Raw genomic sequence first — 26,805 nt, 5'->3', positions numbered from 1 at the left:
AGCTTTGCAAGCTTCATCATTTGGCAATTCTTTTATAAAGTTTAGTATGCTTTGTCCTTCAAATACTTCCATAACGACTGTTTTTAAAGACATAAAAATACAGAAACTAAATGACTAACTCAATAAATTTATTTCGATAATAGTCTATTTCATCACTGCTATATAATTCAGCAGTTATAATTTGTAATTCATCTTCGTTACATTGTAATTCTTTAAATATAGTTTCAAAATCTACTGCTTGAGTATTGTTTGATGATTTTCTTAAATTAAAATTATTAAGTTGTGTAGAAAGCAATTCTAATAACTTATGTCTTTTTTTATTTATATTCATCTTTCTGTTTTTTTGGTGTTTCGTCCTCTTTAGGTAAACTGTTCGCCAACTTGTATATAGGTCTGACAAAATCAGACTTATTACCCTTAAATTGGGTGGCTTTGTCTGATAAATGCCAGTGCTTTTTTTCAAATATATAAATAAATCTTACAAACCCAGCTATGGCTTTATTGTTTTTGTATAATTTCTCTTAAGGTTTCGAGCTGGATTTCCAGTTTCTGGATATAGTCGTTTTTTTTAGCCAGTTCTTTTTTTAGGGCTTTTTCCTGTATGGTTTCAAAACGGTACAGCAGGTATTCGCCCAGTTGCGCCAAAAAAATATGTTTAAGTACCAGGCTTAGTTTCCACAAAACGGCAAACTGTAGTGTGTCTTTCTTAAAATAAGCCCTTAATCCTTTAGGGGCTATGCCCATTGCTTTGGCAATTTCGCTTTTGGTCTGGGTTATGAATTATTTGTCTCAAAATTCGTTGGAATAAATACTTTATTGTCATCGTTGGGTGAAATTTGTTCTTGATTATAACTATTCGTTTGTCCTTAGCTTCCGCAGTCGAGCGTCAAATGTTTGAAGAATACGTAAAAAGAAAATCTGTTTGAGCGTAGCGAGTTATTTTCTTTTAGTATTCGAAAACTAATTTGACCGATGAGGAAGCGCAAGACTTGATTTTTTTGTTTCTTTTTTGATCAAGCAAAAAAGAAAATTGTAAATCTAATTTTTCACTTTTGATAAAAACCTCATTGGTAGTGATCCCGCTTTTGGGCGGGATTGTATCGAGAACAAGAAAAATTTTATTAAAAACGGTTCTCGATACATTTTTTGTTCCGTTTCACTACACAAAAAACACTACCATTGACGTTTTTGTCTAAAAAATTGATTTTCAATTATTTAGACAAAACAATATATAAAAATAATACGTCATTTTATATTGCATTTTTTTGTAAAAAAATTATACCTCGAACTGACGTTTTTGATAATTTCATTCTACTGCTTATTAAAAACAAAAAATGCTTCTCAATCGAGAAGCATTTTTTGTTTAATTTGTTTAGCTATAATAGGTTTTTCAAAATAATTCATTGTTTTTTTTATCATTCCTGTAAAAATAATCCATGTATTAGCACAAATTATCCATATTCAGATTTCGTTTAGATTCTATTTTTGTATAGATACGTTTTAAGTAGTATCTATTAATCAAAAATAAACCAACCCAACCCAATTATGAATGTATTACAACCCGCAGATTATATTGTTTTTCTGATTTACTTTGTTATTGTTACGGCCTACGGAATGTACATTTACAGAAGTAAGAAAAATGCAGTTACCAGTTCTAACGATTATTTTTTGGCTGAAGGTTCGCTAACCTGGTGGGCTATTGGAGCGTCATTGATTGCTTCTAATATTTCGGCAGAGCATTTTATAGGTATGAGTGGTTCGGGCTTTGCACTTGGTCTGGCTATTTCTTCTTACGAATGGATGTCGGCAGCGACATTAATTATCGTTGCTGTGTTTATTTTGCCGGTATATCTTAAAAACAAAATATTTACGATGCCACAATTTTTGGCAAAACGATATAATGATACTGTAAGTGCAATTATGGCTGTGATTTGGCTTTTGATTTATGTGTTTGTAAATCTTACTTCTATTATCTATTTAGGCGCTTTGGCCATTTCATCGATTGCTCCGGTTAGCTTTGAATTTTGCGTTATCGGATTGAGTTTGTTCTCTGTTATAGTTACTTTAGGAGGAATGAAAGTAATTGGTTATACCGATATGTTTCAGGTAATCGTATTGATATTGGGAGGTTTGGTTACCACTTATTTGGCACTAACCTTACTTTCAGAGCAGTTTGGATTTGGAAAAGATATTTTTAAAGGATTATCAATTATAGCCGACAAAGCACCCGGTCATTTACAAATGATATTTGATAAATCGAATCCGCATTATAAAGAATTACCCGGAATGTCTGTAATCATAGGAGGGATGCTAATCAATAATCTGGCTTATTGGGGTTGCAATCAGTACATCGTTCAAAGAGCTTTGGGTGCCGATTTAAAAACCGCCCGAAAAGGAATTTTGTTTGCAGCCTTTTTAAAATTATTAGTTCCGGTTATTGCCGTTTTGCCGGGTATTGCCATGTATGTAATGCATGAAAACGGAATGTTTCAAAAAGAAATGGTTGATGCTGCAGGAGTTTTAAAACCAGATCATGCGTATCCAACATTGATGAATTTATTGCCTGCCGGTTTAAAAGGAATTGCTTTAGCTGCTTTAACGGCTGCAATTGTGGCTTCTTTAGCAGGAAAAGCCAACAGTATTTCGACGATTTTTTCATTAGATATTTATAGAAAATATTTTAATAAAAATGCCTCTGAAAGAAAATTGGTGCGTGTAGGAAGATTGACTGTCGTAGTGGCTATGATTATCGGTGCTATTGTTGCCCCTTCGTTAAAAACCTTAGATCAGGCCTATCAGTTCATTCAGGAATATGTAGGTTTCTTTTCACCAGGAGTACTTGCAATATTTATGTTGGGAATGTTTTGGAAGAAGACTACCGCTTCAGCCGGACTTGCCGGTGCATTGCTGACAGTGCCTATTGCTACGGTATTAAAGTTCCTGCCTGTATGGACAAACGGGGCTTTCCCTGATTTCCCGTTTTTAGACAGAATGACGATTGCTTTCTTTTTGATAGTATTTATAATGGTAGGAGTTAGCCTTTTAAAACCTGAACCAGTCGTGTTACATGAAAAACACAAGATAGAAGTGGATACATCCATGTTTAAAGTGTCTTCAGGGTTTATTGTTGGGTCATTTATTATCTGCAGTGTATTAGTAGCATTATATACTGTCTTTTGGTAATTTTTAAGTTTTAAAAAAAAGATAAAAAGAAAAGATTGCTTAGATTATAGTTTAGTTTTTTAATTGAAAAAGGGTTTCACTTTAAACAGTGAAATCCTTTTTTTTTGGTTTTTATTCGAAATTATTTATTCTGAATCTGCGGCGGGTATTCGAGTGTGAGTTTATATTGATGGGCTCTTTTTTCCATGATTTCATTGTTGTTTTATATTGTTTTCTATAAAATTAAAACATACTGATGAATTAATAAAGTTAAATCGGCTGAATTAGGGATTATGTCTATTAAAACGTTACTAGAATCGATTGGGTGTAATTAGTTTTTCGTCAGTTCTAGCCAATGACTTTTTATTAAATGTGAAATTATGGTCTACTAATTTTCTTTTTTGCTTGATCAAAAAAGAAACAAAAAAATCAAGTCTTGCGCTTCCTCGTCGGTCAAATTAGTTTTCGAATACTAAAAGAAAATAACTCGCTACGCTCAAACAGATTTTCTTTTTACGTATTCTTCAAACATTTGACACTCGACTGTGGAAGCTAAGGACAGTGGAGTTAGTAAAATTGAAGTTTACTTTTACAAATATGCTTTTTTGAAAAATGAAACCCTTGTTCACTTTTAATTTTCACGAGTTCGAAAAAATAGAAAAAACAGAAAATAGTATTATCTTTAAACAGGATTTTACCAATTATTTAAAGCCAATTTTTAAAATTTTATAGAATTATGATTTCGATTACAGCTATTATAAAAAGCAAAAAAGAAACTATTGAAGTAGTTAAGGAGATGGTTCACAATCTGGTTACCAACACCAGAAAAGAAGCTGCCTGTATTCGTTATGACTTACATTACTCCGAAAATGTTTTTATAATTTGGGAAGAATGGAAAGATCAGGCAGGGCTTGATATACACAATAGTCAACAGTACTTAATCGATTTTATAGCCGAAAGCGAAACCTTATTGGCTTCTCCTATTCAGGTTTATAAAACGACTCAGGTTTTGTAATTCATAAGTTCATTGTTTAGTCCTAGTTTTTATATTTTTTACGATATTCACGAGGCGAAATTTCCATTTCTTTACTAAATGATTTTGAAAAATGATAAGGGTCATAATAACCCAGATAGTAGGCAATTTCATTTATTTTCATGTTACTAAATTGCAATAATGAACAAGATTTTTGAATTTTTAATTTGTTTAAATATTCAATTGGTGTAAAGGATGTTTTTTCTAAAAACAAATTACGAAAATAAGAATCGGAATAACCTACATGTTTTGCGATTTGACTTAGAGTTAATTTGTTAGTCAGGTTATCTCTCATGAAAATAATACTCATAGGAATTGTATCTAAATCCGATGTGTTAATTGATTTTGTTCTTATAAATTGATCAATGTATTTTATGCTGGATAAAAAATGTTTTAAGCAAATGCTAGAATATTCTAAGTTATCGGCATAGAATCCCATTTCTAAATTTTGGTACATTTCCTCAAACAAATCTAAGCGATTTGATATTCTCATATCATTTAAACTTATAATTTTCTCAGTAGGAGGCGAATATACCGAAGATTTAGTACCTCTAAAATGAATCCAATAAATACTCCAGGGGTCTGAAATTTCAGACTCATAAGAATGAGGCTTGTTTGCAGGAATGATTAAAATTTGATTTTCTGTAAGCTTAAATTGTTCGTTTTCTATTGTTATCGTTCCTTTCCCTTTTTCGCAATAAATTAAAATATCTTCTAGTGCTCCTTTTGAACGTTTACGAAAATGATTCTTCGCATTTGGATAATAACCAATATGGGTAATATAAAGTGATTTAGTTAGTTCATTATTTGTTTGGAAATTCCGAATACTATAGGGTAATACAATTGCTCTTTCTCCTTTAAAACCATCAGCAATATGTTCCATTTGTCTAAAATTTAAATTTGTAATAAATAAGTTAAAAAATACAGGTTTTAAAAGTTTGACTATATATCTGTAGTAATTCTTTTAATCTGTTTTTTGTTTTAAATTCTGTTTTTTAAAATTATTTGTCTTCAAAATTAGTTATTTATGGGTAAATTAAGTTAAAAAAAACACTATAAAAATTTTTATTAAAAATAATGCAGTACTGTGTTTTAATTTAGGGCAAACGATTACATTAGATATAATAGTTGTTTTATACATCTTTTTATTTGTTTTTTGCATTTTTTGACTACTGTTATACCTCTAAATTTGTCTTAATAATATAAATTTTAAAATCATGAGTAAAAATAATTCTTCTTATTTGCTTTTCATCGCTTTAGTTTCTGCTTTGGGTGGATTGTTATTTGGGTATGACTGGGTAGTTATTGGAGGTGCTAAGCCTTTTTATGAAGTTTTTTTCAATATAACTGATGCTCCTTCAATGCAGGGCTGGGTAATGGGAAGTGCTATTTTAGGTTGTTTATTAGGAGTGATGGTTTCAGGAAGTATGTCTGATAAATATGGGAGAAAACCATTGATGATTGTGGCTTCGATTTTATTCACATTAGCAGCTGTTGGGACGGGATGTGTGAATAGCATAAATATGTTTATTGTTTGGAGAGTAATAGGAGGAATTGGTATCGGGATTGCATCTAACCTTTCTCCAATGTATATAGCCGAAATAGCACCAAGTGAATCAAGAGGGAAGTTTGTATCCATTAATCAATTAACAATCGTTTTTGGTATTCTGGCTGCACAAATCGTAAATATGTTTATCGCAAAGCCTATCGTTGATGGCAGTATTTTGTTAGATTCATGGAATGTACAATGGGGTTGGAGATACATGTTTTGGGCAGGAGCGATACCTTCTGTGTCTTTCTTTGCCTTAATATTAATTATTCCGGAAAGTCCGAGATGGCTGGCTAGTCAATACAAATACGAAAAAGCGCAAGCTATTTTTACCAAAATTGGTGGTGTTCAATTTGCTTTAAACCAAATCGAACAATTGAAATCTACAGTTAGTGCTACAAAAGAAGCAGTTAGTTATAAAATGCTGTTTGAGGGAAAAATGCCTAAGATTCTTTTACTAGGAATTGTCATAGCAGCTTTTCAACAATGGTGTGGAATTAACGTTGTTTTTAATTATGCCCAGGAAATATTTTCAGCAGCGGGTTATGGTGTCTCTGATATTTTATTTAACATCGTTATTACAGGTTTGACGAACCTTATATTTACTTATGTAGGTATGCTTCTGGTTGATAAATTAGGAAGAAGAGCCTTGATGCTTTTTGGTTCTATAGGATTGGCATGTATTTATGCTCTTTTAGGTGTCTGTTATTATTTTGCTGTGACAGGTGCTTCAGTTTTAATTCTTGTAATTCTTGCCATCGCTTGTTATGCCATGACACTTGCTCCGGTAACCTGGGTAGTTTTATCTGAGATATTTCCAGTAAAAATTAGAGCTATGGCAATGGCTATAAGTACCTTTTCATTATGGACTGCCTGTTTTGTACTTACCTATACATTCCCCTTATTAAATAATAGTTTAGGAGCTTACGGAACATTTTGGCTTTACGGAATAATTTGTTTGTTGGGTTATCTTTTTTTACGAGTTTTTTTAACAGAAACAAAAGGGAAATCATTAGAACAAATTGAAATAGAATTAACAAATGAGAAATCATTGGAACAAATAGAAATAGAATTAACAAAATAAATAATTGCATAATAATAAGATGGAAAAATTAACTTCAATTCGACCAAATAAAATAGAAGAAAGCGAATTACTTTCAAATTCTCAGCCTGTCACTATAGAAATACAAGACGAAGAAATTACTGCTTATCTGATTCAGTCCACTGTTCATGAGGATGGTGTTGTTCGTTCATGGGCAGAGGATATTATGCTGCCTACTTATGAAATTGGCGAAGAAGAAAAAAATCCAATTTTTCTGGAGAAAAGAGTTTATCAAGGAAGTTCAGGTGCTGTTTATCCCTATCCGGTAGTTGAAAAAATATCGGATGTAAAGAAGGATAAGTTATACCATGCCTTATTTGTAGAAAACAAATACATTAAAATAATGATTTTACCGGAGCTTGGAGGTCGTATCCACATGGCTTATGATAAGGTAAAGCAACGTCATTTTGTATATTACAATCAGGTGATTAAGCCTGCTTTAGTGGGGCTTACCGGACCCTGGATTTCAGGAGGAATTGAGTTCAACTGGCCACAGCATCATCGTCCAAGCACTTTTTTACCTACGGATTATAGTATTGAAGAGAACGCTGACGGAAGTAAAACCGTTTGGTGTAATGAAGTGGAAAGAATGTTTAGAACCAAAGGAATGCAGGGATTCACATTGCATCCTGATAAGGCTTACATAGAAATAAAAGTCAAAATTTATAACAGAACTGCTTTTCCTCAAACTTTTCTTTGGTGGGCAAATCCTGCCGTTGTGGTTAATGATGAATATAAATCTGTTTTTCCACCAGATGTAAATTTTGTATTTGACCATGGAAAACGCGATGTGTCAAATTTTCCAATAGCAACCGGAGAATATTACAAACAGGATTACTCAGCAGGTGTGGATATTTCGAAGTATAAAAATATACCTGTACCTACATCTTATATGGCTGTTCATTCTAAATATAATTTTGTTGGAGGTTATGAAGATGGTGTACAGGCAGGTTTGTTACACGTTGCCAATCATCATGTATCACCGGGTAAAAAACAATGGACGTGGGGTAACGGAGATTTTGGACTTGCCTGGGACAGAAATCTGACTGATAAAGATGGACCTTATATTGAATTAATGACAGGGGTTTTTACTGACAATCAACCTGATTTTTCGTGGCTGCAGGCTTATGAAGAAAAGTCCTGGGTTCAATATTTCATGCCTTATGCCGAAGTGGGTTATGTAAAAAATGCTACTAAAGACGCCATAATCAATATTGAAGTAGATGGAAATAAAGCAGATTTAATTTTGTTTACAACCAGTCTTTTTACCAATTTAAAATTAGAATTAAAAGATGTTCAGGAAAATGTATTGCATCAGGAAGTAATTACTATTTCTCCATATAATCCATATAAAAAGAGTGTATTAATTGGTGATACTTTATCAGAAAATTTAATTTTTACCATCTATACCGAAGAAGGTAAAGTTCTTGTTGAATATCAAGAGGAAAAACCGGAAATTAAACCTGCACCAGATCCGGCAAAAGCTGCTCTGGATCCTAAAGAAATAGCATCGATTGAGCAATTATTTTTAACAGGTTTGCATCTTGAACAATACCGTCATGCTACCTATAATCCGTTAGATTATTACGAAGAAGCATTAAGCAGAGATCCTAAGGACGTACGTTGTAATAATGCTGTTGGTTTATTAATGCTAAGACGTGGACAATTTAAAAAGGCAGAGGGCTATTTTAGAACTGCTGTAGAAGTACTAACAGAACGCAGTCCAAATCCTTATGATGGAGAACCACATTACAATTTAGGATTCTGTTTAAAAATTCAGGGAAAATTAGATGAGGCTTATATCGCTCTTTTTAAATCTACCTGGAATGCTGCCTGGCAAGATGCCGCATTTTTTGCTTTGGCACAAATAGACTGTATCAGAGGAGAATGGAAAGAAGCCTTAGAACGTATTGATTCTTGTTTGATACGCAATTGGCACAATCACAAAGCACGTCAATTAAAAACGTCCATATTAAGAAAATTAGGAAAAACGGAAGAAGCTCTTGTTTTAGCTGAAGAATCAATCAAGATTGATCGTTTCAATATGGGATGCCGTTTTGAGAAGTACCTGCTGACAAGCAACGAAACGGAACTTGATGAAATGAATAGGATCATGCGTAAATGGTCGCATGGGTATATCGAATATGCGCTTGATTTTGCAGGAGCAGGATTATATGATGAAGCCATTCAGTTTTTACAGGAATGTACTCAGGAAGTTGATGCTGTTTATCCAATGGTTTTTTACACAATAGGTTATTTTGAATCTATGAAAGGAAATAAAAACGAGGCTGTTAAATGGTATAAAAAAGCTTCGGTATTGTCCCCAGAAAAATGTTTTCCTAATCGAATTGAAGAAGTTAATATTCTACAAGACGCCATTTTATTGAATCCTGATGATGCAAAAGCTCCTTTTTATTTAGGGAATTTTTGGTATGCATTTCGTCAATATGACAATGCAATACAATGTTGGGAAAGTTCAGTAGAAATTGATAATCAATTCCCAACCGTTTTAAGAAACCTGGCTCTTGCTTATTATAATAAATTAGAAAATAAAGTTCGTGCCCAAGAAGTATTAGAGCAAGCATTTGAACTCGATACAACTGATTCCAGAATATTTATGGAATTAGACCAATTGTATAAAAAAGTAGGCAAATCTCCTTTGGAAAGATTAGCATTTTTTGAGCAACATAATGGTCTGGTAGAAGAAAGAGATGATTTATGTATTGAGCGTATAGGTTTGTATTGTCAGATTGGTAAATATCAAATAGCAAAAGAGCGTATTGCTACAAGAAAATTTCATCCTTGGGAAGGTGGCGAAGGTAAGGTGACAGGCTTATATACTTTGTGCAGAGTTGAATTAGCTAAAATAGCAATAACAGAAAAACGTTTTTCAGAGGCCATTCAATTGCTTAAAGAAACAGAAGTGTATCCTCATAATTTAGGTGAAGGAAAATTAAAAAATGCCGAAGAAAATGAAGTGTATTATTACAAAGGGTTAGCTTACAAAGGACTGGGTGATAATGAAAATGCTACAGCAAATTTTATGCAGGCTACACTTGGATCACCGGAACCTGTTCAGGCGTTTTTCTATAATGATCAACAGCCGGATAAGATATTTTATCAGGGATTAGCTTGGCGTGAACTTGGAGATGAAGATAAGGCTCGCAGTCGTTTTAATAAGTTAGTCGCTCATGGCGAAAAGTATTTATTTGAAAAATGTCGTATCGATTATTTTGCCGTATCGCTTCCGGATCTTGCTATTTGGGAAGATGATTTAAACATTCGTAACCAAGTACATTGCAATTATGTAATGGCTTTAGGGCATAGCGGTTTAGGGAATGAAGAACTTTCAGAAAGCTTCTATCAAAAAGTTAAGCAATTAGACATAAACAAATACACATTTAGAAAATAATTCGAACAAACCAGTGAATTACTGCTGGGGCAATTTAAATTTTAATTATCAAAATATTCAAAATGAAAAATATTTTATTGTTAGTCTTTATGTCATTTTTGCTTTGTTCATGGAGTGCCATAGACAAAAAAGTGATAGATATTTCCGGTCAATGGACAGTACAATTAGACAGTACTGATATTGGATTGCAACGCGGTTGGCAAAATATGATTTTTAAACAAATTGTAAATCTACCGGGAACTACTGATGATGCTGGACTTGGAATTCCGAACAAACTGAAACCAGGTCTCTCGAAACCTCAATTAAGCCATTTAACTCGAAAAAACAGTTATATAGGAGCAGCATGGTATACTCGTGAAATAGCAATTCCTAACAATTGGAAAGGAAAGGAATTGATATTGAAATTGGAACGTGTGCTTTGGAAAACGAATGTTTGGGTGGATGGAAAAGAGGTTAAATCAGGACAAAATAGTTTGGTTTCTCCTCATTATTTTGACTTGTCTAATTATTTAATTCCGGGGAAAAAACAAAGAATTACAGTACGTGTTGACAATAGAAGGCAGTTTGATATCAGCTTAGACAATATGGCGCATGCTTATACCAATGAGACTCAAATTATTTGGAATGGGATTATTGGCAAAATGAATATTGAAGCTGTAGATTCTATTCATATTTCTAATGTACAAGTAAATCCAGATATTGATTTAGATAAAATTAAAGTAGCTGTTACTTTAAATAATGGTTCGAAAAGCACTCAAAAAGGAGTATTAAATATTGTTGCTATAAATAAAAAAAGTAAAAAATCTATAACGGCTCTTAAACAAACAGTTCAAATAACAACTGGACAATCTGTTGTAAATTTTGACTATAATATGGGCAAGGATGTAAAGCTTTGGAGTGAATTTTCTCCAGAGTTGTATGAATTAAAAGTCCAATTGAAAGCAATTAAATCCAAATCGGAAAAAGTAGTTGATTTTGGAATGCGAAAGTTTTCGAAAAATGGAACTGTTTTAACAATAAATAATAAAGCTGTTTTTTTAAGAGGAACCTTAGAGTGTAATATTTTCCCGCTTACCGGACATCCTCCAATGGACAAACAAGGATGGCAAAAAGTATTTAAAACGGCTAAGGAATGGGGTTTGAACCACCTTCGTTTTCATTCCTGGTGTCCTCCGGAAGCTGCTTTTGAAGTGGCAGACGAAATGGGTTTTTACTTGCAGGCAGAACTTCCGGTTTGGGTTTTAAATATTGGAAAAGATAAAAAAGTGACTGATTTTTTATATGCTGAAGCCCAACACATGATTGATGAGTACGGCAATCACCCTTCTTTTTGTATGTGGTCCATGGGTAATGAATTACAAGGAGATATGGCGCTTTTAACTGAAATGGTTAAAAACATTAAAGCCTTAGATTCAAGGCATTTGTACACCAGTACTTCTTTTACTTTTGAAAAAGGACACGGTACTTTAGCTGAACCGCAAGATGATTTTTTTATTACACAATGGACCAACAAAGGCTGGGTGCGTGGGCAAGGGGTTTTTAACAGTGAGTTTCCAACGTTCAATAAAGATTACAAGGTTGCTCTGCAAGATGTTACTATACCTTTAATTACGCATGAAATAGGGCAGTATGCAGTTTACCCTAAAATTGATGAGATTTCTAAATACACAGGAGTTTTGGAACCATTAAATTTCATGGCGGTAAAAGAAGATTTAGAACGCAAAGGATTAATCAATAAAGCTGCTGATTATACCAAAGCTTCCGGAAAGCTGGCTGCCATACTTTATAAAGAAGAAATCGAAAGAGCATTGAAAACAGCCGGAATCAGCGGATTTCAGTTATTGGACTTACATGATTTTCCGGGTCAGGGAACGGCGTTGGTAGGATTGTTAGATGCTTTTTGGGATAGTAAAAATTTAATTTCGGCAGAAGAATTCAGACAGTTTTCTTCTCCGGTTGTTCCCTTGCTGCGCTTTTCAAAAGCAACATATACCAACAGTGAATCTTTTACAGCCAGCCTCGATGTAAGCAATTTTTCGGGTGATGCCTTAAATGATAAAGTGATAGAATGGAGTATTATGGATAATAATGTATTGATAGCATCCGGATCGGCAACAAGAACTATTATTTCAGGCTATAATCATGAGTTGTTTACTATTAGTGAGAGCTTTCAAAAAATTAAAAAGGCAACTAAGCTTACTTTCAAAGTAAGTATAAAAGATACCGATTATAAAAATCAATGGAATGTTTGGGTTTATCCTGAGCAGCAAAGCATCAATTATGGAGGTGTAGTTTATACAAGAAGTCTGGAAGAAGCTTACAAATCATTAAAGGAAGGACGTAAAGTATTATTAAATCCTGATTGGAAGAAAATAAAAGGAATAGAAGGGAAGTTTGTACCTGTTTTTTGGAGTCCTGTTCATTTTCCAAAACAAGCAGGAACTATGGGAGTACTTTGTAATCCGACACATAAAGTTTTTACCGATTTCCCTACGGATATGAATACGGATTGGCAATGGTGGGATTTGAATGTTAACTCTACAACTCTTATTGTTGACAGCATCTATGGTGGTAGTCCTTTAGTCGAAATGGTAGATAATTTTGCAAATAATCGAAAACTGGCATCGCTTTTTGAAGGAAGTATAGGTTCGGGAAAACTGGTGATAGCTTCTTTTGATTTATCAAAAGATATAGAAAAACGTCCGGTTGCTAAACAAATGTTGATTTCGATCCTTAATTATATGAATAGTGATTTGTTTAAACCTACAACTATAACAAATCCTGATTCTTTGAAATTGATTTTATCTGAAGAAAAAGATAAAACTACTGAAACACCAACCAGTATTTATTAGAAAAACACAATCGTATATAGAATAAAATCCAAGCCATAAATTTAGTTCAGTAGCAAGTCGTTACTAGCAATCATTACGCTATTACTACCGTTAATCTATCACAAGATTAGTCAGCTGGTATATAAGCGCAGGGTACTTATTTACTAATCTTAAAATAAAAATTTCAAAATGAAAAAAGCATTTCGTTTCATTCTGTTATCAATTTGTATGTTCTTTTTGGCTTCTTTTTACAAAGCTGATAAAGAAACAGTACGAAAAACAATTTCTTTAAATGGGAATTGGAATTTTTCTGTTGATTACTTGTCATTAGGAGAATCGAATCATTGGGAGACAATTGGATTGCCTAAAAATACATCCAGAATTGTTAGCGTGCCTCATGTTTGGAATGTAGAAAAAGGATTAGAAAAATATTGGGAAAACTGTTGGTATGAGCGTGAATTTGAAGTTTCTGAAAGCGATTTACAAAAAACAGTCCGTATTCAGTTTGATGCCGTTTATCATGATGCTGTTATTTATATCAATGGCAAAAAAGCGGGTGAGCATATTGGTTCTGGTTACAATCGTTTTTTTGTAAACATTTCGCCTTTTGTTAAAAAAGGAAAAAATACGCTTAGAGTTCGTGTAAATAATGATTTCTCACGCAATAATATTCCGTTTTTAAAGAGTTACGATTGGGCTAATGATGGAGGGATTTATAGAAATGTGTCTTTGGTCATTACGGAACCTCAGGCTGTAAAAAATATAAAAGTAGTTGGAACACCCAATGGTAGCAAAGGGACAGCTGATATTAACGTTAGTTTTATTGATAACAGTAAAATAGATTTTTCGAAGCTGAAATTAATGGCTAGAATAACCGAGGAAAATCAAACTACAAATAAAGTTGTTTTCAATTCTGAGCTTAAGGGTAAATTAGAAAAGGATGATTTTAAAACGTCATTAAACTTTGATAAAATCAATCCTTGGCATTTTGATGCACCCAATTTGTACAAACTAACTTTACAGTTATTTGTTGATGGAGATTTAAAAGATGAATACACGACAGTATTTGGTTTCAGAAGTATTAAAGTTGAGAAAAACCGATATGTTTTAAACGGAGAACCTATTCGTTTGATGGGAGTAGAATGGATGCCGGGTTCTAATATGGAGCGTGGAATGGCTGAAACAACTGCTGATTTTGAAAGAAACCTCAAGTTGATGAAGAATGCCAACTGTATTTTTACCCGTTTTCATTGGCAGCAAGATGAAGCTGTTTTTGATTGGTGTGATAGAAACGGAATTTTGGTTCAGGAAGAAATACCGTTTTGGGGTGGTGCCACAATGATTAATGATACCTTACTCGCATTAGGAAAAAAACATTTAGATGAAATGACTGAGAATCATTACAACCACCCTTCTATAATAAGTTGGGGAATAGGTAATGAATTAGAAAGCCATAATCCTGAGAATGTAAATAAGCTAAAAACACTCTATAATGAAGCAAAAACAATAGACGCTTCAAGGCTGGTTAATTTTGTTTCCAATAAATTACACAAGGGAAAACCAATTCAAAAAGACTATGTTCCTGATGCTTCGGGTGAATTTGATATGTTGATGTTTAACGAATATTACAGCACTTGGTTTGGTAAAAGTCTGGATGTGATAGGAAGTGAATTAGATCGTATTTCGGCTGAATATAATAACAAACCCATGACTATTTCAGAGTGGGGATTGTGCGAACCTGCTCACAAAGGAGGAGATTCACGTCGAATAAAAGAAATGGCGGAACAATTAAAAATCTACGGCTCAAAAGACTATGTTGCTGGTGCTATTTATTTTTGTCTCAATGATTACCGCACTCACATGGGCGAAGATTTTACCTATGCTTATCCTTTAAGAGTACATGGTGTTTGTGATATTTTTTCAAATCCAAAACCTTCTTATTACGCCTTAAAAAAAGAAAGTTCTCCTGTAATTATTAAGTCAGTTGAGGTAAAAAATGGGACTGCAACTATTACGCTATCAGGGAAAACTACAATCCCAAGTTATACTTTAAGGAATTATGTAATTGTTTGTGGAAACCAAAAAATCATTATAGACAAATTAGAACCAGCTCAGGAAAAAACTTTCAAAATTAAGTCTGCTGCAAATCATTTTTCAATTCTTAGACCTACCGGATTTGAAGTGATTAATTATCAATTTTAGATAAAACATTAAATAAATCATACTGGAACTCTGAAGTTTTAATATGAAATACAACTATAACTATTACTCACTTTATTTTAACTAAAACCAATTAATTATGAAAAAACTAAAATTATTATTATTACCAATTTTATTTTCCGCCTTTGTAGGTTGTGAAAATAATGATCCGGCTTTTCCGGCCTCAAAAAATCCGGATATTGTAGTTGCATCAAATGAAATATACGGAGGGCCAAATAGAAAATTTGAAATAAAAGCTTCGCTAACTGATGATATAGGGCTAAAAACGATTGAAATTAGAATTCCAGAATTAGATTTGATTAAGACGATTACATTCACTAAAGATCCATTAGTTACAGAATTTGATCTTAATTATAAATTTTTAGTACCAAGCGATAAAGCTATAACCGAAAAGTTTCAAATAGAATTGATACTTACAGATGTTTCTGAAAATGTAGTTACAAAAAATATTAGTCTAAGACTTGATGGTGATTTTGTAGCTCCAAAATTAACCAACATAAAACCTGTAAATAATAGCGTGGTTTTTAAAACAAGCAATACTAAGGTTCCGGTTAGTTTTCATGCAGAAGATTATACGGGTATTGATAATATTGTTGTTAGTTGTCCTGAATTAGGAATTAACGATGTTGTTGCAGTAGGTGGTTTAAAATCATACGACTATAATAAAACATTCTCGATTCCTTCAGTTCTTAAATCTTATGATATATCAATAACGGTTAAAGATAATTTCTTGTCTCCAAATCAGGAAACAACAAAAGTTAGTTTTACGGTTGCCGATGGATTAACCTCTATGTTTTTAGCTGATGTACCAGTAGGTTCAAGTTTAACTAATGATGCTTTTGGGGTTCCAATGCTGTTTCATAAGAAAGTTGGAAATGTATTTACTTTTAAATATTATGCCGATTCTAATAATAAGAAAATCTTTTTCCTTGGTCAGGATGTTTCTTTTGAACCACATACATTTGGACTATCTTCAACAGGTTCATTACAAAATAGCACCACTTCTAATCCTATCATTTTGCCTACAAAAGGTTATTATGAAATTACAGTTAATCCAATTGATTTAGTTTATACGGTAACACCTTATACACCAACTTCAACTCCTATTAATTTGAGTACAACACCTATAACTATATGCGGTAATGGTATTGTAAATGGCGGTTGGGATCCTAATTCTACTGCACTTGCTGTTTCTGCTGATCCGTCAAATCCATATCGATTGACAAGAGAGATTACATTAAATGGAACAACTGTGGCTATGACTATTACCGGTAATGGCTGGTATCCTTTCTGGAGGTTAGACAATTTTGCTGTAGCACCTTATTTAGGCGGAGGTAATGCTAACTATAGCGGTGTGGCTGCAGGTACTTATATTTTCACACTGGATACAGAATTAGAGCGAACTACATTGGTAAAAAAATAATTAAAAAATAGATTAAGATGAAATTAAAAACGATATGGTTTTTCACAATGCTTTTGTTTAGTGTTATGTCTATTGGACAAAACACAATTAAAGGTACTGTGTCTGACTCAAAGAAAGAACCTCTTATAGGCGTAAATGTTATTGTAAAAGGCACAAAGATTGGAACAGTCTCAGATGGTAATGGTAATTATTCTATTAATGTATCTAATAAGCAATCAGAAATTGAATTTTCTTATTTAGGCTTTACTACTAAATTAGTTAAAGTAGGGGAAAATACGACGATTAATGTGGTACTTGAAAGTTCTGATAACAAATTAGATGAGATTGTGGTTGTAGGTTTTGCCGCTATCAAGAAAAGTGATTTAACCAGTTCTATAGCTACCGTCAAAGGTAAGGAGTTAAAGACGATGACTGTAGGTAATGCATCTGAGTCTTTACAAGGAAAAGCAGCAGGTATACAGGTCGTGAATAGTGGAGGACCAGGTTCAGTACCTAAAGTTTTTATTCGAGGAATATCAACTATTAATTTAAGTACTGATCCACTTTATGTTGTTGATGGTATACCAATGGGAACCAATATTAACTTTCTAAATACAAATGAAATAGAAAGTATGGAAATCCTTAAAGACGCATCAGCAAGTGCAATTTATGGTAGTAGGGCTTCTAATGGTGTTGTTTTAATTACAACTAAAAGAGGTAAATCGGGAGCAATTAAATTTAATCTGGATACAAGTTATGGAGTTCAATTGATGAAAAATCCATACAATATGGCAAATGCCGAAGAGTATGCCACTATATTTAACACTGCAGCCATTCAATCGGGATTTCCGGCTGAGTTTGGAGATCCTGCTAGTTACAGAGGAAAATCAACTGACTGGTGGAATGCAGGGATTAAAGAAAGAGCGGCAGTTAGCAATGTAAGCTTTGGATTGCAGGGAGGAACAGACACTCACACTTTTGCTGTAAGTCTAAATTTTTATAAACAGGATTCTTTTTATGAAAAAGGAGGATGGGAAAAATTTACTTCACGTATCTCATCTGATTATAAATTTTCTAAAAAAGTATCAGCAGGATTTTCATTGAATCCAAGATATGAATCATGGGGAAATCCTGGAAATTGGGCTGATTTTGACAGAATCGATCCTATTACACCTATTTACAAACCAGCAGATCAATTGACAGGAACGGAGAATGAATATAGCATTTATGCCAGATCGCCTACTTATGTTTGGAATCCTATTGCAGCTGTAAAACGATTCAATTCAGAGAACAAACAATACTCGCTTGCTTCCAATGGATATATTCAATTAAGCCCTGTAAAAGGTTTGATTATACGTTCACAAGGTTCTTATGAGATAAATTCAACTATTTCAGATAATTTTAATCCTGATTTTATAATTGACGTAGCCCATGAAAGTTTATTGATTAATAACATTTCCCGTAGTACCAATTTGACACGTTCATGGAGTTTACAAAATACTGCAACTTATAGCAATACTTTTGCCGATAAGCATAATGTAAGCCTTATGATTGGTAATACAGCTGAGGAGTATAATGGAGCAAATTTAAGCGGAACAAGATCAAAACTACCGAATAACAGTGAAGAATTGCAAGAGTTAAATGCAGGTACTTTAAATCCTCAAACTTCAGGTACTTCATATACTAATTCAATTGTGTCTTATTTAAGTCGTTTGACTTATAATTTTGATAGCAAATATTACTTAACAGCAACTTACAGACGTGATGGTTCTTCTAAATTTTTAGCTAATAATAAATGGGCTTCTTTCCCTTCTGCTTCTTTTGCATGGAAAGCTTCTAACGAGAGTTTCATGTCTAAATATTCAGATGTTTTGAGTGATCTTAAATTCAGAATAGGTTGGGGTAAAGTTGGGAATCAAAATTTACCGGCAAGTGTTTATTTGTCCAAGTTGGGACAAAATTTTTTCACTTTTGGAGATGTAGTGGTGAATACAACTTATCCAAGTGCTGTTCCTAATAAAGACATTAAATGGGAAACGGTTGAGGATTTAAATGCAGGTATTGATTTTGGTTTTTTCCAAAACAAACTTTCAGGTACTGTAGAGTTTTACACTAAAACAACTGAGAATATGTTGTTTCAAAAATCATATCCTAATTATAGCGGTTATCCTAATGATGCCCGAATCTGGTCTAATGTAGGTTCTATGAGGGCACAAGGTTTAGAATTTAGTTTGTCTTATAAAAACAAAGTAGGAGATTTTAATTATGGTGCTAATTTGAATTTTACAAAATCTAATGTAAAAATGACCAAGTTAAGTGTTGATAATGAGCAGTTATTTGGAAATGGAGAAAAAACCTTGACAGTTGAAAACGATGAACCGGGTTTTTTCTATGGCTATAAAGCGGATGGTTTGTTTCAAAATAATGTGGAGTTAAATGCTCATACAAATAATAATGGCGATTTATTGCAACCTTATGCAAAAGCAGGTGATGTACGTTTTGTTGATGTAAATGGAGATGGAGTTCTGAATGCTGACGATAGAACTAAAATTGGTTCTCCTTGGGCAAAATATACTGTAGGTTTGAATTTAAATGCTTCTTATAAAAATTTTGATTTCATAGCCAACATCTATTCTAGTATTGGTAATGATATCGTAAATCAGAATAAAGATGAACTTTATAATGCTTTATCCCGAACAAATAAAATTAGTGGTTTGTCAGATCAAGCATGGCATGGCGAGGGAACTTCTAATTCAGTTCCTCGTTTGTCACAAACTGATAACAATCAAAATTTCTCGAAATTTTCATCCTACTATGTTGAAGATGGATCGTTTGCCCGTTTAAAGAATATTCAACTTGGATATACAATTGAAAACAAATTAGGGTTTGATAAAATTAGATGTTCAGTTTCAGGTCAAAACTTGTTGACTATAACAAAATATTCAGGAGTAGAACCTGAGGTTGGTGGAGACGTACTTGGTTTTGGATTTGGAGGATGGAATTATCCGGTTCAAAAAACGGTTTTATTTGGAATAAATGTAGCATTTTAATTAAAAAAATCATGAAAAAAATATTTTTATCAATCATAACCTTATGTATTATTTCAAGCTCTTGTAGTAATGATTTTATAGTACATGATGAGAGAGGAACACAAACTCTCGACAATTATTTTTCAACCTCTGAAGAATGCCAGACTTTTGTAAATGATTTATATAAGCGCGCATTTTTACACTACGACTGGTATCAACTGATTCCTGGTAGACTGGCAAATGAAACCGCTACAGATGATGCCTGGATGGGGAATACCGGACAAGATGCTTCAGGTTTTATTCCGGCAGCTCAATATTTAATGACTCCAAATAGAATGGGGTATCTGTCAGACTTGTTTAAGACCCGTTATGAAAATATTGGAGCATGTAATGTTGCCATAGAAGGGATTCAGAAAGCGCCAATAAGTGAAGCTCAAAAAAATCAATATTTAGGAGAATCATTGTTTCTGCGTGCTTATAATTACTATGATTTAGTAAATAATTTTGGAGGAGTTCCTTTAGTCTTAAATCCTTTGGGAACGGGTGATTTGAAATTAGAAAGAGCGACTAAGGAAGCCGTTTATGCAAGTATCGAAGCCGATCTTTTGAAAGCTGCCGATTTATTAAAACCATCTTATTCAGGAGCAGATAAAGGTAGAGTAACGAAATGGGCAAGCTATGCATTACTGGCAAGAGTGTCTTTGTTTCAGGAGAAATGGGATAATGCTAAAACCTATGCAAACAAGGTAATTACTGAAGGAGGATTTACTTTAGAAGGTAATTTTTTAAACATTTGGAATGTAAAAAATCATAATGGAGTAGAGACTATTTTAGAATCTCAAACCAGCAGTGATTCCAGTAAACAATTAGGAAACATCATGTCTACATTCACTGGAGCCAGGGGAGAATCTAAAGATAATTTTCCAAGTCAAAGTGCCTCTGATGTAATGGATGGATGGGGATGGTGTGTACCCACAAGCGATTTAGAAAAGTGTTATTTGTCTGAAAATGATATCATTCGTCGTCGCAGTACAATTACAGTAAGCGGTGATGCTGCTTATGGTGATGAAATAAATAATCCTACTCATATATGGGATTTAAAACAAAGTAAGTCGGGTCGTATTATTCGCAAATATTATATTCCTATAGCAACCCGTCGTACACTGGTAAGTACTTATGGTAATGCGCCACTTAATCTTCCGGTACTACGTTTGGCCGAAATGTATTTGACCCGTGCTGAGGCAAATTTTCATTTGGGTAGTCTGGCATTGGCAATGGATGATGTAGATGTTATTCGTGCCCGGGTAAATCTTACACCAAAGAAAGGTTTGGTTTCGGGGAATAATATACTTAAAGCCATTTGGAAAGAACGTCGTATGGAATTAGCTTTTGAAGGTCTTCGACTGTTTGATATTCGACGTGAAATTGACCCTGATACTAATAAGCCTGTAATTGCTAGTCTTTTGGGACCTTCAGGAAGCTTTGTACTTTATAATACTACTTTGTCAACCGATAAAAATGAAACTTCTAATTTAAAAGAACTTCAAGACAAAGGAGTGCATTTTGATATAAACAAAAATCTTGTTTGGCCTATACCTCAATCTGAAATAGATAGAAGTGGGGGAGTAATCAAGCAGAATCCAAATTATTAAAATTATGAAAAAATTAAAAATAACTTTATCAAGCCTATTCTTTTTAGGCTTGTTAGTTTTATCCTGTTCATCTGAAGTAAATTTAGATCCACCACCAAAGGCTTCTGATGCCAGAGAAATAAAAATTGATTTAAGCCAGGAGTTGCAAACGATGGATGGTTTTGGAGCATCCGATGCTTGGCGAACTCAGATGGTAGGAAAGAATTGGCCCATTGACAAAAGAAATGCAATAGCCGACTTACTTTTTAGTAAAGAATTTGATGCTTCCGGTAACCCAAAGGGGATTGGACTTTCCATTTGGAGATTCTATTTAGGTGCCGGTAGTATGGAACAAGGCTCCAATAGTAATATTACAGATGAATGGAGAAGAGCCGAATGTTTTCAAAAACCAGATGGAAGTTATGATTGGACAAAACAAGCAGGGCAAAGATGGTTTTTACAAGCCGCAAAAAGTCGTGGGGTAGAGAAATTCCTGGCTTTTACGGTTAGTCCACCAGTGCAAATGACAATAAATGGAAAAGCTTTTTCACCACAGAAAAACAATATGAATATTAAACCGGGCTTACTCACTAATTATGCCGATTTTCTGGTGGATTGTATTGATAATTTACAACGTAATGAAGGGGTGAATTTTGATTATTTAAGTCCAATAAATGAGCCGCAATGGGATTGGATGGTAGGAAATAATGGACAGGCCAGTCAGGAAGGAACACCTGCGACTAATCAAGAGATGTTTGATTTTAGTAAGTTATTATCAGATAAAATGAAAGCTAAATCACTAAATACAGAAATTGTTCTTGGTGAAGCTGCCCAGGTTAATTATTTATATGAAAATGTTAATGGGGAAAATAGAGATGATCAGATAAATGCTTTTTTTGGTAGTACTTCAACAAATATAGCACAACTCCCTAATGTTAAAAAAGTAATTTCGGGGCATAGTTATTTTACTTCCTGGCCCGTAAATGATATGATAAGCCATCGTGAAAAATTGAATTCCAGAGTGAAACAAATGGGGAATTTAAAGTATTGGCAAACAGAATATTCTATATTAGAGAATCCTGGTGCTGCTGAAATTCCGGGAGGATCAGGCAATCAACGCGATCTTGGGATGAAGACCGCATTATTTGTGGCGCGAACAATTCATAATGACATTGCAGTAGCTAATGCTTCATCATGGCAATGGTGGACTGCCCTAAGCCGATATGATTATAAGGATGGATTGATTTATTTAGATAATGGTGCTAATAATGGTCTCAGTACCAGTGTTGCTGCTGATGCCAATTATTGTAAAACGGATGGTTTTTATCATGATTCCAAATTGCTGTGGGCTTTAGGGAATTATTCTCTTTTTGTTCGTCCTGGAATGATCCGACTTCAAATAGCGAACCAAAATGCTACATCGGCGGCTACTGATGTAATGTTGACTGCTTATAAAGATGTTTCTAAAAAGAAACTGGTAATTGTAGCTGTTAATTACAGTGATTTATCGAGATCGTATAAACTTAATTTGAATGGAACTACGGTAAAGAATAATGAATTAACTCCGTATGTTACTTCTGAAAATTCAAATTTAAAAAAAGCAACAAATGTTACTGTAGATAAGTTTGAAATTCCGGCTCGATCCATCGTTACTTATACAGCGACTTATAATTAATTTGTTATTTGAAACGATACAAGAAAGTAAACTAAAAAACTAGGGCTTTGATTTTATAATCAAAGCCCTAGTTTTTAATACAATCCCAAATACAAAACCAACTTCCCATTAAGCCGATTGCCCAAATCTGTTGTAGCTGTTAGCGACTATTGTCCAGTTTTTTTAACGTAAAGGATTTGTCTTCATCAATATTAATCAACATCAACATTGAGTCTTTTTCGTCAAATTTCACCCTGAATTTACTTTTACAAAACCTCGGGAAATTATTTTTTTGAGTACAACCAAAAGTTAGTACCTCATTTTTTAGCTCCCAACTTAAAATTATTTTTTTTCCATCATCATTTATCACTACGGTTTGATTTGGTGAAAAATTTACTTTTGCATCATTCTCAAATGTGTCGTTAACATCAACGGCAGTGTTTAAATAAATTTCCCATTTGCCGAGTAATTTCTCTTTCTGAGAAAATGACGAAATGCTTAGAAAAAAAAATAATATTGAAAAGGCTTTTTTCATAGTTCTAATTTAGATATAGTTTCTAGCAATAGTCGCTAAAGTTCTGTTATTACAGTGGGTTTTGGACTTAATTAAGCTCATTATTCGGATTTACCCAGTCATCCCAAATACAAAATTATATTATTTCCATTAAGCCAATTGTCCAAATCCTTTATAGTTGTTATAGTTCGTTTATTTTCTGATAGATGCTTTATGGAAATTTTATATCTCCTTCTTCATTTACAAATTTCCACTCATTTTTGTCAATCTTTGCTGTGTCAACTTCTGTTGGTAAAACCCAAAATTTTAAAATAGGTTTCAATTTTACAATTCGATGTCTGCCATAACCTAACGCACCAATATCATAACGCTGTTCTTTAATAACTAAGTCTTCTGTTTTATGTCTGTAAATAGTGGAAAAAGTTGTCCAAGAACCGAAGCCAATGTTAAAAACTAAACTTACCATTAAAGCAAATGATAAAATAGAAGTCAAAATTGTCATACTTATAAAAATCCAATTTTTTGTTTTTGTATTTCCTTTTTTAATAGTGCCAAAAAGTGTCAATAATATTGCAATTGGAAATCCTTGCATTATAGAGTCATAATAATTTTGCGATAGTTTGGAGTTAGCAAATTCATAAGGCACAATTTGTCCAATAGTTAAGCTATAAACAGTCAGTACAATAAATACTGTTGCAGTCCAAAAGAAAATGTTTTTTGTTGTTTTGGTCACTTTTTCAATGTTGGTTTAAATGATTTATAACGTTATGGTACAGTGTGTTTTGGATTAAATTAAGCCATATTTTCTGATTTTCCAAATCATCCCAAATACAAAACCATTTTTCCATTAAGCCAATTGCCCAAATGCGTTGTAGTAGCTCTTAGTGGTATTTTATATTTTCTGAGCATTAGTTATCTTAACTGATACAGAATCAATATCACTAATGAATTTTCTTAATTCAGGATCAATCCAATCAAAAATCTCTAAAATTGTATTATAGACATCAATAGCATTGCTAAAGTCAATATTATTGTTGTGAAAACAAATAGGCTCACTATGGCTTATTCGATTTCTAAAACTTCTAATTTTGTCTAAGCGATTCATCACATCAATTCTATTAGTATTTGGGGGTAAATTTGTAAATATCTGTATTGGTCTTCCACTTAAAATTCTATAAAATGTCAATTCAAACAATTCTGTCCAGAAACCAAAGTTTTGGTCAGATATAATTTTTCCACTGCTTAAAGGTAAACCATGTCTATGTAATTTGTTTTCAGATTTTTCAACAGATTTTTTTAAGAAATGATTATGTATGATTCTATTAGTCAATGGATGACGATACGTTAATGAAGGATGTGACATAAAGCCATTTTTTTGATTTATAATCCAATCAGAATCAGTGAAGTAAGAGGTTAGAATTGTGTTTGTTTTATTTCTTATTACAACTTCTAGGATACTTAATATTGGTAAAAATGATTGACTTACTTTTAAGTTATGCTTATATAATTTTATAGCTTTACTATTATTATTTCCAGTTGCAATTAAATATCTGTTTATTCTTGCTGATGAAAGATGACCTCTAACTTTATTGATTCTCATTAAAAAATGGTTTAACTTACTTTGTAAACTTAAATAAATTATTGTAAATTTGCAATGTAATACTTAATCAAGCCTCTTGCTTAGCAACGTAATTAAGTTAAAAGAAAATTCAGGACTGTCTTCGGCAGTCCTTTTTTTTGGGATTAAATTACCGCTAACTCCTGTATAGATAGGCACTACATAGCATATTTCTTCAAATGTAGTATTTTTACTCAATTAATTCTTATGAATTGAAAATAAAAAAACAAACCCGACAGCTTTTTAAAAGCTGTCGGGTTTGAATTAAATTAAATTAAATAATCAGAATATAAAATTATAAAACCAATTCGCTTAAAGCTTCTTTGCTAAATCCTACTAGTTCCTCTGTTTTTCCAGCTTTTATTTTGGCAACCCAATTTGGGTCAGACAATAAAGGTCTTCCAACGGCAACCAAATCAAAATCACCTCTGTCGAAACGTCTTGTTAGTTCATCCAAAGACGCTGGTTGCGAACTTTCGCCTGCAAAAGCACCAAAGAAATCACCAGAAAGTCCAACAGAACCCACAGTAATGGTTGGAGCTCCAGTTAATTTTTTAGCCCAACCTGCAAAATTCAAATCAGAATTTTCAAATTCCGATTCCCAGAAACGACGTTGTGAACAATGCAAAATATCCACTCCGGCATCAACAAGTGGTGTAAGCCAGGAGTCTAATTGTTGAGGGGTTTTCGCTAATTTATAATTGTAATCAGAAGGTTTGAATTGAGAGAAACGCATAATCACAGCAAAATCATTTCCTACCTGTCTTCTAATTTCTTTCACCACTTCAATGGCAAAGGTATTGCGTTCTTTTATTGTTTTTCCACCATAAATATCAGTACGTAAATTGGTTTCAGGATTAAAGAATTGGTCAATCAAGTAACCGTGTGCACCGTGAATTTCGATAGTATCAAAACCCAATCTTTTAGCATCAGCAGCTGCTTTTCCAAAAGCAAGAATGGTATTTTCAATATCTTTTTCAGTCATCGTAGTTCCATTATTGAAACCGGGACGGTTTAATCCGGACGGACCTTCAAAAGGAACTGGCGGAACCCAGCCCGAATGATGATTGTCCATAATGCCCATGTGCCAGATTTGCGGTCCCATTTGACCTCCAGCGGTTGAACTTCATTAATTACTTTTTTCCATCCGTTTAATGCCTGATTGCCATAAAAATGAGGAACATTTCCATCATTTGAGGATGAAGGTCTGTCGATAACCGTTCCTTCGGATAATATTAAACCCACTTCTCCTTCGGCTCTTTTTTGATAGTAAGTAGCGACTTCATCAGTTGGAATTCCGTTTGGAGAAAAGGAACGCGTCATAGGTGCCATTACAATTCTGTTTTTAAGATTTAGTGTCTTAAAATTAAAGGGTGTAAATAAATTAGTTGTACTCATGCTATTTTATAATTTAAATTTTATTAAACTGTTTGTATTCGACTATATATCAAATGTTGTTGTTTTCAGATTATCCCGTCCTTAGCTTCCGCAGTCGAGTGTCAAATGTTTGAAGAATGCGTAAAAAGAAAATCTGTTTGAGCGTAGCGAGTTATTTTCTTTTAGCATTCGAAAACTAATTTGACCGACGAGGAAGTGTAAGACTTGATTTTTTTGTTTCTTTTTTGATCAAGCAAAAAAGAAAATTAGT

The 26,805-nt window shown here is 33.3% G+C and carries 16 protein-coding genes and 1 pseudogene; 10 read left to right on the top strand and 7 right to left on the bottom strand.

Going from position 1 to position 26,805, the window contains the following annotated elements; translation table 11 throughout:
- Positions 1-106 precede the first annotated feature (106 nt).
- Positions 107-331, bottom strand: a complete 225-nt coding sequence (locus GTZ96_RS05610) for a hypothetical protein (protein ID WP_161641722.1) — start codon at positions 329-331, stop codon at positions 107-109.
- Positions 332-498: 167 nt separating this feature from the next.
- Positions 499-744: a hypothetical protein gene (locus GTZ96_RS05605; protein ID WP_161641720.1), complete on the bottom strand. Its 246-nt coding sequence runs from the start codon at positions 742-744 to the stop codon at positions 499-501.
- 801 nt (positions 745-1,545) lie between these two features.
- Here GTZ96_RS05605 and GTZ96_RS05600 point away from each other — a divergent pair.
- Together GTZ96_RS05600 and GTZ96_RS05595 are read left to right on the top strand one after the other, a co-directional pair.
- A complete protein-coding gene (locus tag GTZ96_RS05600; RefSeq protein ID WP_161641719.1) occupies positions 1,546-3,183 on the top strand; it encodes a sodium:solute symporter family transporter in 1,638 nt (545 codons plus the stop codon).
- Positions 3,184-3,898: 715 nt separating this feature from the next.
- Positions 3,899-4,177, top strand: a complete 279-nt coding sequence (locus GTZ96_RS05595; protein ID WP_161641717.1) for a putative quinol monooxygenase — start codon at positions 3,899-3,901, stop codon at positions 4,175-4,177.
- Between the two features lie 22 nt (positions 4,178-4,199).
- Here the strand turns inward: GTZ96_RS05595 and GTZ96_RS05590 are convergent, their stop codons facing one another.
- Positions 4,200-5,078 (bottom strand): AraC family transcriptional regulator, encoded by an 879-nt coding sequence (locus tag GTZ96_RS05590; protein ID WP_161641715.1) that lies wholly within the window; start codon positions 5,076-5,078, stop codon positions 4,200-4,202.
- A 334-nt stretch (positions 5,079-5,412) separates the two neighbouring features.
- Between GTZ96_RS05590 and GTZ96_RS05585 the strand changes: the two genes are divergently transcribed.
- From GTZ96_RS05585 to GTZ96_RS05550, 8 genes are all read left to right on the top strand, one after another.
- Positions 5,413-6,828 (top strand): sugar porter family MFS transporter, encoded by a 1,416-nt coding sequence (locus GTZ96_RS05585; RefSeq protein ID WP_161641713.1) that lies wholly within the window; start codon positions 5,413-5,415, stop codon positions 6,826-6,828.
- A 19-nt stretch (positions 6,829-6,847) separates the two neighbouring features.
- Complete coding sequence (locus GTZ96_RS05580) at positions 6,848-10,258, top strand: DUF5107 domain-containing protein (RefSeq protein WP_207720146.1); 3,411 nt, start codon at positions 6,848-6,850, stop codon at positions 10,256-10,258.
- A 62-nt stretch (positions 10,259-10,320) separates the two neighbouring features.
- Positions 10,321-13,110, top strand: coding sequence for a glycoside hydrolase family 2 protein (locus tag GTZ96_RS05575; protein ID WP_161641711.1), 2,790 nt, complete (start codon positions 10,321-10,323; stop codon positions 13,108-13,110).
- A 168-nt stretch (positions 13,111-13,278) separates the two neighbouring features.
- A complete protein-coding gene (locus GTZ96_RS05570; protein ID WP_161641709.1) occupies positions 13,279-15,291 on the top strand; it encodes a glycoside hydrolase family 2 protein in 2,013 nt (670 codons plus the stop codon).
- A 97-nt stretch (positions 15,292-15,388) separates the two neighbouring features.
- Positions 15,389-16,732, top strand: coding sequence for a hypothetical protein (locus GTZ96_RS05565; RefSeq protein ID WP_161641707.1), 1,344 nt, complete (start codon positions 15,389-15,391; stop codon positions 16,730-16,732).
- A gap of 17 nt (positions 16,733-16,749) precedes the next feature.
- Positions 16,750-19,761: a SusC/RagA family TonB-linked outer membrane protein gene (locus GTZ96_RS05560; RefSeq protein WP_161641705.1), complete on the top strand. Its 3,012-nt coding sequence runs from the start codon at positions 16,750-16,752 to the stop codon at positions 19,759-19,761.
- An 11-nt stretch (positions 19,762-19,772) separates the two neighbouring features.
- Positions 19,773-21,392 carry a RagB/SusD family nutrient uptake outer membrane protein gene (locus GTZ96_RS05555; RefSeq protein WP_161641703.1) on the top strand — a complete coding sequence of 540 codons (1,620 nt, stop codon included), beginning with the start codon at positions 19,773-19,775 and terminating at the stop codon, positions 21,390-21,392.
- A 4-nt stretch (positions 21,393-21,396) separates the two neighbouring features.
- Positions 21,397-23,046 (top strand): glycoside hydrolase, encoded by a 1,650-nt coding sequence (locus GTZ96_RS05550; protein WP_161641701.1) that lies wholly within the window; start codon positions 21,397-21,399, stop codon positions 23,044-23,046.
- Positions 23,047-23,185: 139 nt separating this feature from the next.
- On the opposite strand, the gene GTZ96_RS05545 is transcribed toward GTZ96_RS05550, so the two are convergent.
- From GTZ96_RS05545 to GTZ96_RS05530, 4 genes and pseudogenes are all read right to left on the bottom strand, one after another.
- The gene (locus GTZ96_RS05545; protein ID WP_161641699.1) at positions 23,186-23,560 is read right to left on the bottom strand and encodes a hypothetical protein; all 375 of its coding nucleotides are present in this window, start codon (positions 23,558-23,560) and stop codon (positions 23,186-23,188) included.
- Positions 23,561-23,750: 190 nt separating this feature from the next.
- Positions 23,751-24,272, bottom strand: a complete 522-nt coding sequence (locus tag GTZ96_RS05540) for a lysozyme (RefSeq protein ID WP_161641697.1) — start codon at positions 24,270-24,272, stop codon at positions 23,751-23,753.
- Positions 24,273-24,431: 159 nt separating this feature from the next.
- On the bottom strand, positions 24,432-25,139 hold the full coding sequence (locus tag GTZ96_RS05535; protein ID WP_161641695.1) for an Abi family protein: 708 nt from the start codon (positions 25,137-25,139) through the stop codon (positions 24,432-24,434).
- Positions 25,140-25,452: 313 nt separating this feature from the next.
- Positions 25,453-26,555: pseudogene (locus GTZ96_RS05530) on the bottom strand (NADH:flavin oxidoreductase).
- Between the last annotated feature and the right edge of the window lie 250 nt (positions 26,556-26,805).

It is taken from the genome of Flavobacterium undicola (genome assembly GCF_009909155.2).
Classification (GTDB): domain Bacteria; phylum Bacteroidota; class Bacteroidia; order Flavobacteriales; family Flavobacteriaceae; genus Flavobacterium; species Flavobacterium undicola.
This window is presented reverse-complemented; position numbering and strand designations above follow the sequence as displayed.

Coding starts and splice junctions, on each gene's coding strand:
- GTZ96_RS05590 (WP_161641715.1), bottom strand. CDS start 5,078: ATGGAACATATTGCTGATGGTTTTAAAGGAGAAAGAGCAATTGTATTA.
- GTZ96_RS05550 (WP_161641701.1), top strand. CDS start 21,397: ATGAAAAAATTAAAAATAACTTTATCAAGCCTATTCTTTTTAGGCTTG.
- GTZ96_RS05610 (WP_161641722.1), bottom strand. CDS start 331: ATGAATATAAATAAAAAAAGACATAAGTTATTAGAATTGCTTTCTACA.
- GTZ96_RS05555 (WP_161641703.1), top strand. CDS start 19,773: ATGAAAAAAATATTTTTATCAATCATAACCTTATGTATTATTTCAAGC.
- GTZ96_RS05570 (WP_161641709.1), top strand. CDS start 13,279: ATGAAAAAAGCATTTCGTTTCATTCTGTTATCAATTTGTATGTTCTTT.
- GTZ96_RS05535 (WP_161641695.1), bottom strand. CDS start 25,139: ATGAGAATCAATAAAGTTAGAGGTCATCTTTCATCAGCAAGAATAAAC.
- GTZ96_RS05580 (WP_207720146.1), top strand. CDS start 6,848: ATGGAAAAATTAACTTCAATTCGACCAAATAAAATAGAAGAAAGCGAA.
- GTZ96_RS05605 (WP_161641720.1), bottom strand. CDS start 744: ATGGGCATAGCCCCTAAAGGATTAAGGGCTTATTTTAAGAAAGACACA.
- GTZ96_RS05575 (WP_161641711.1), top strand. CDS start 10,321: ATGAAAAATATTTTATTGTTAGTCTTTATGTCATTTTTGCTTTGTTCA.
- GTZ96_RS05600 (WP_161641719.1), top strand. CDS start 1,546: ATGAATGTATTACAACCCGCAGATTATATTGTTTTTCTGATTTACTTT.
- GTZ96_RS05595 (WP_161641717.1), top strand. CDS start 3,899: ATGATTTCGATTACAGCTATTATAAAAAGCAAAAAAGAAACTATTGAA.
- GTZ96_RS05585 (WP_161641713.1), top strand. CDS start 5,413: ATGAGTAAAAATAATTCTTCTTATTTGCTTTTCATCGCTTTAGTTTCT.
- GTZ96_RS05565 (WP_161641707.1), top strand. CDS start 15,389: ATGAAAAAACTAAAATTATTATTATTACCAATTTTATTTTCCGCCTTT.
- GTZ96_RS05545 (WP_161641699.1), bottom strand. CDS start 23,560: ATGAAAAAAGCCTTTTCAATATTATTTTTTTTTCTAAGCATTTCGTCA.
- GTZ96_RS05560 (WP_161641705.1), top strand. CDS start 16,750: ATGAAATTAAAAACGATATGGTTTTTCACAATGCTTTTGTTTAGTGTT.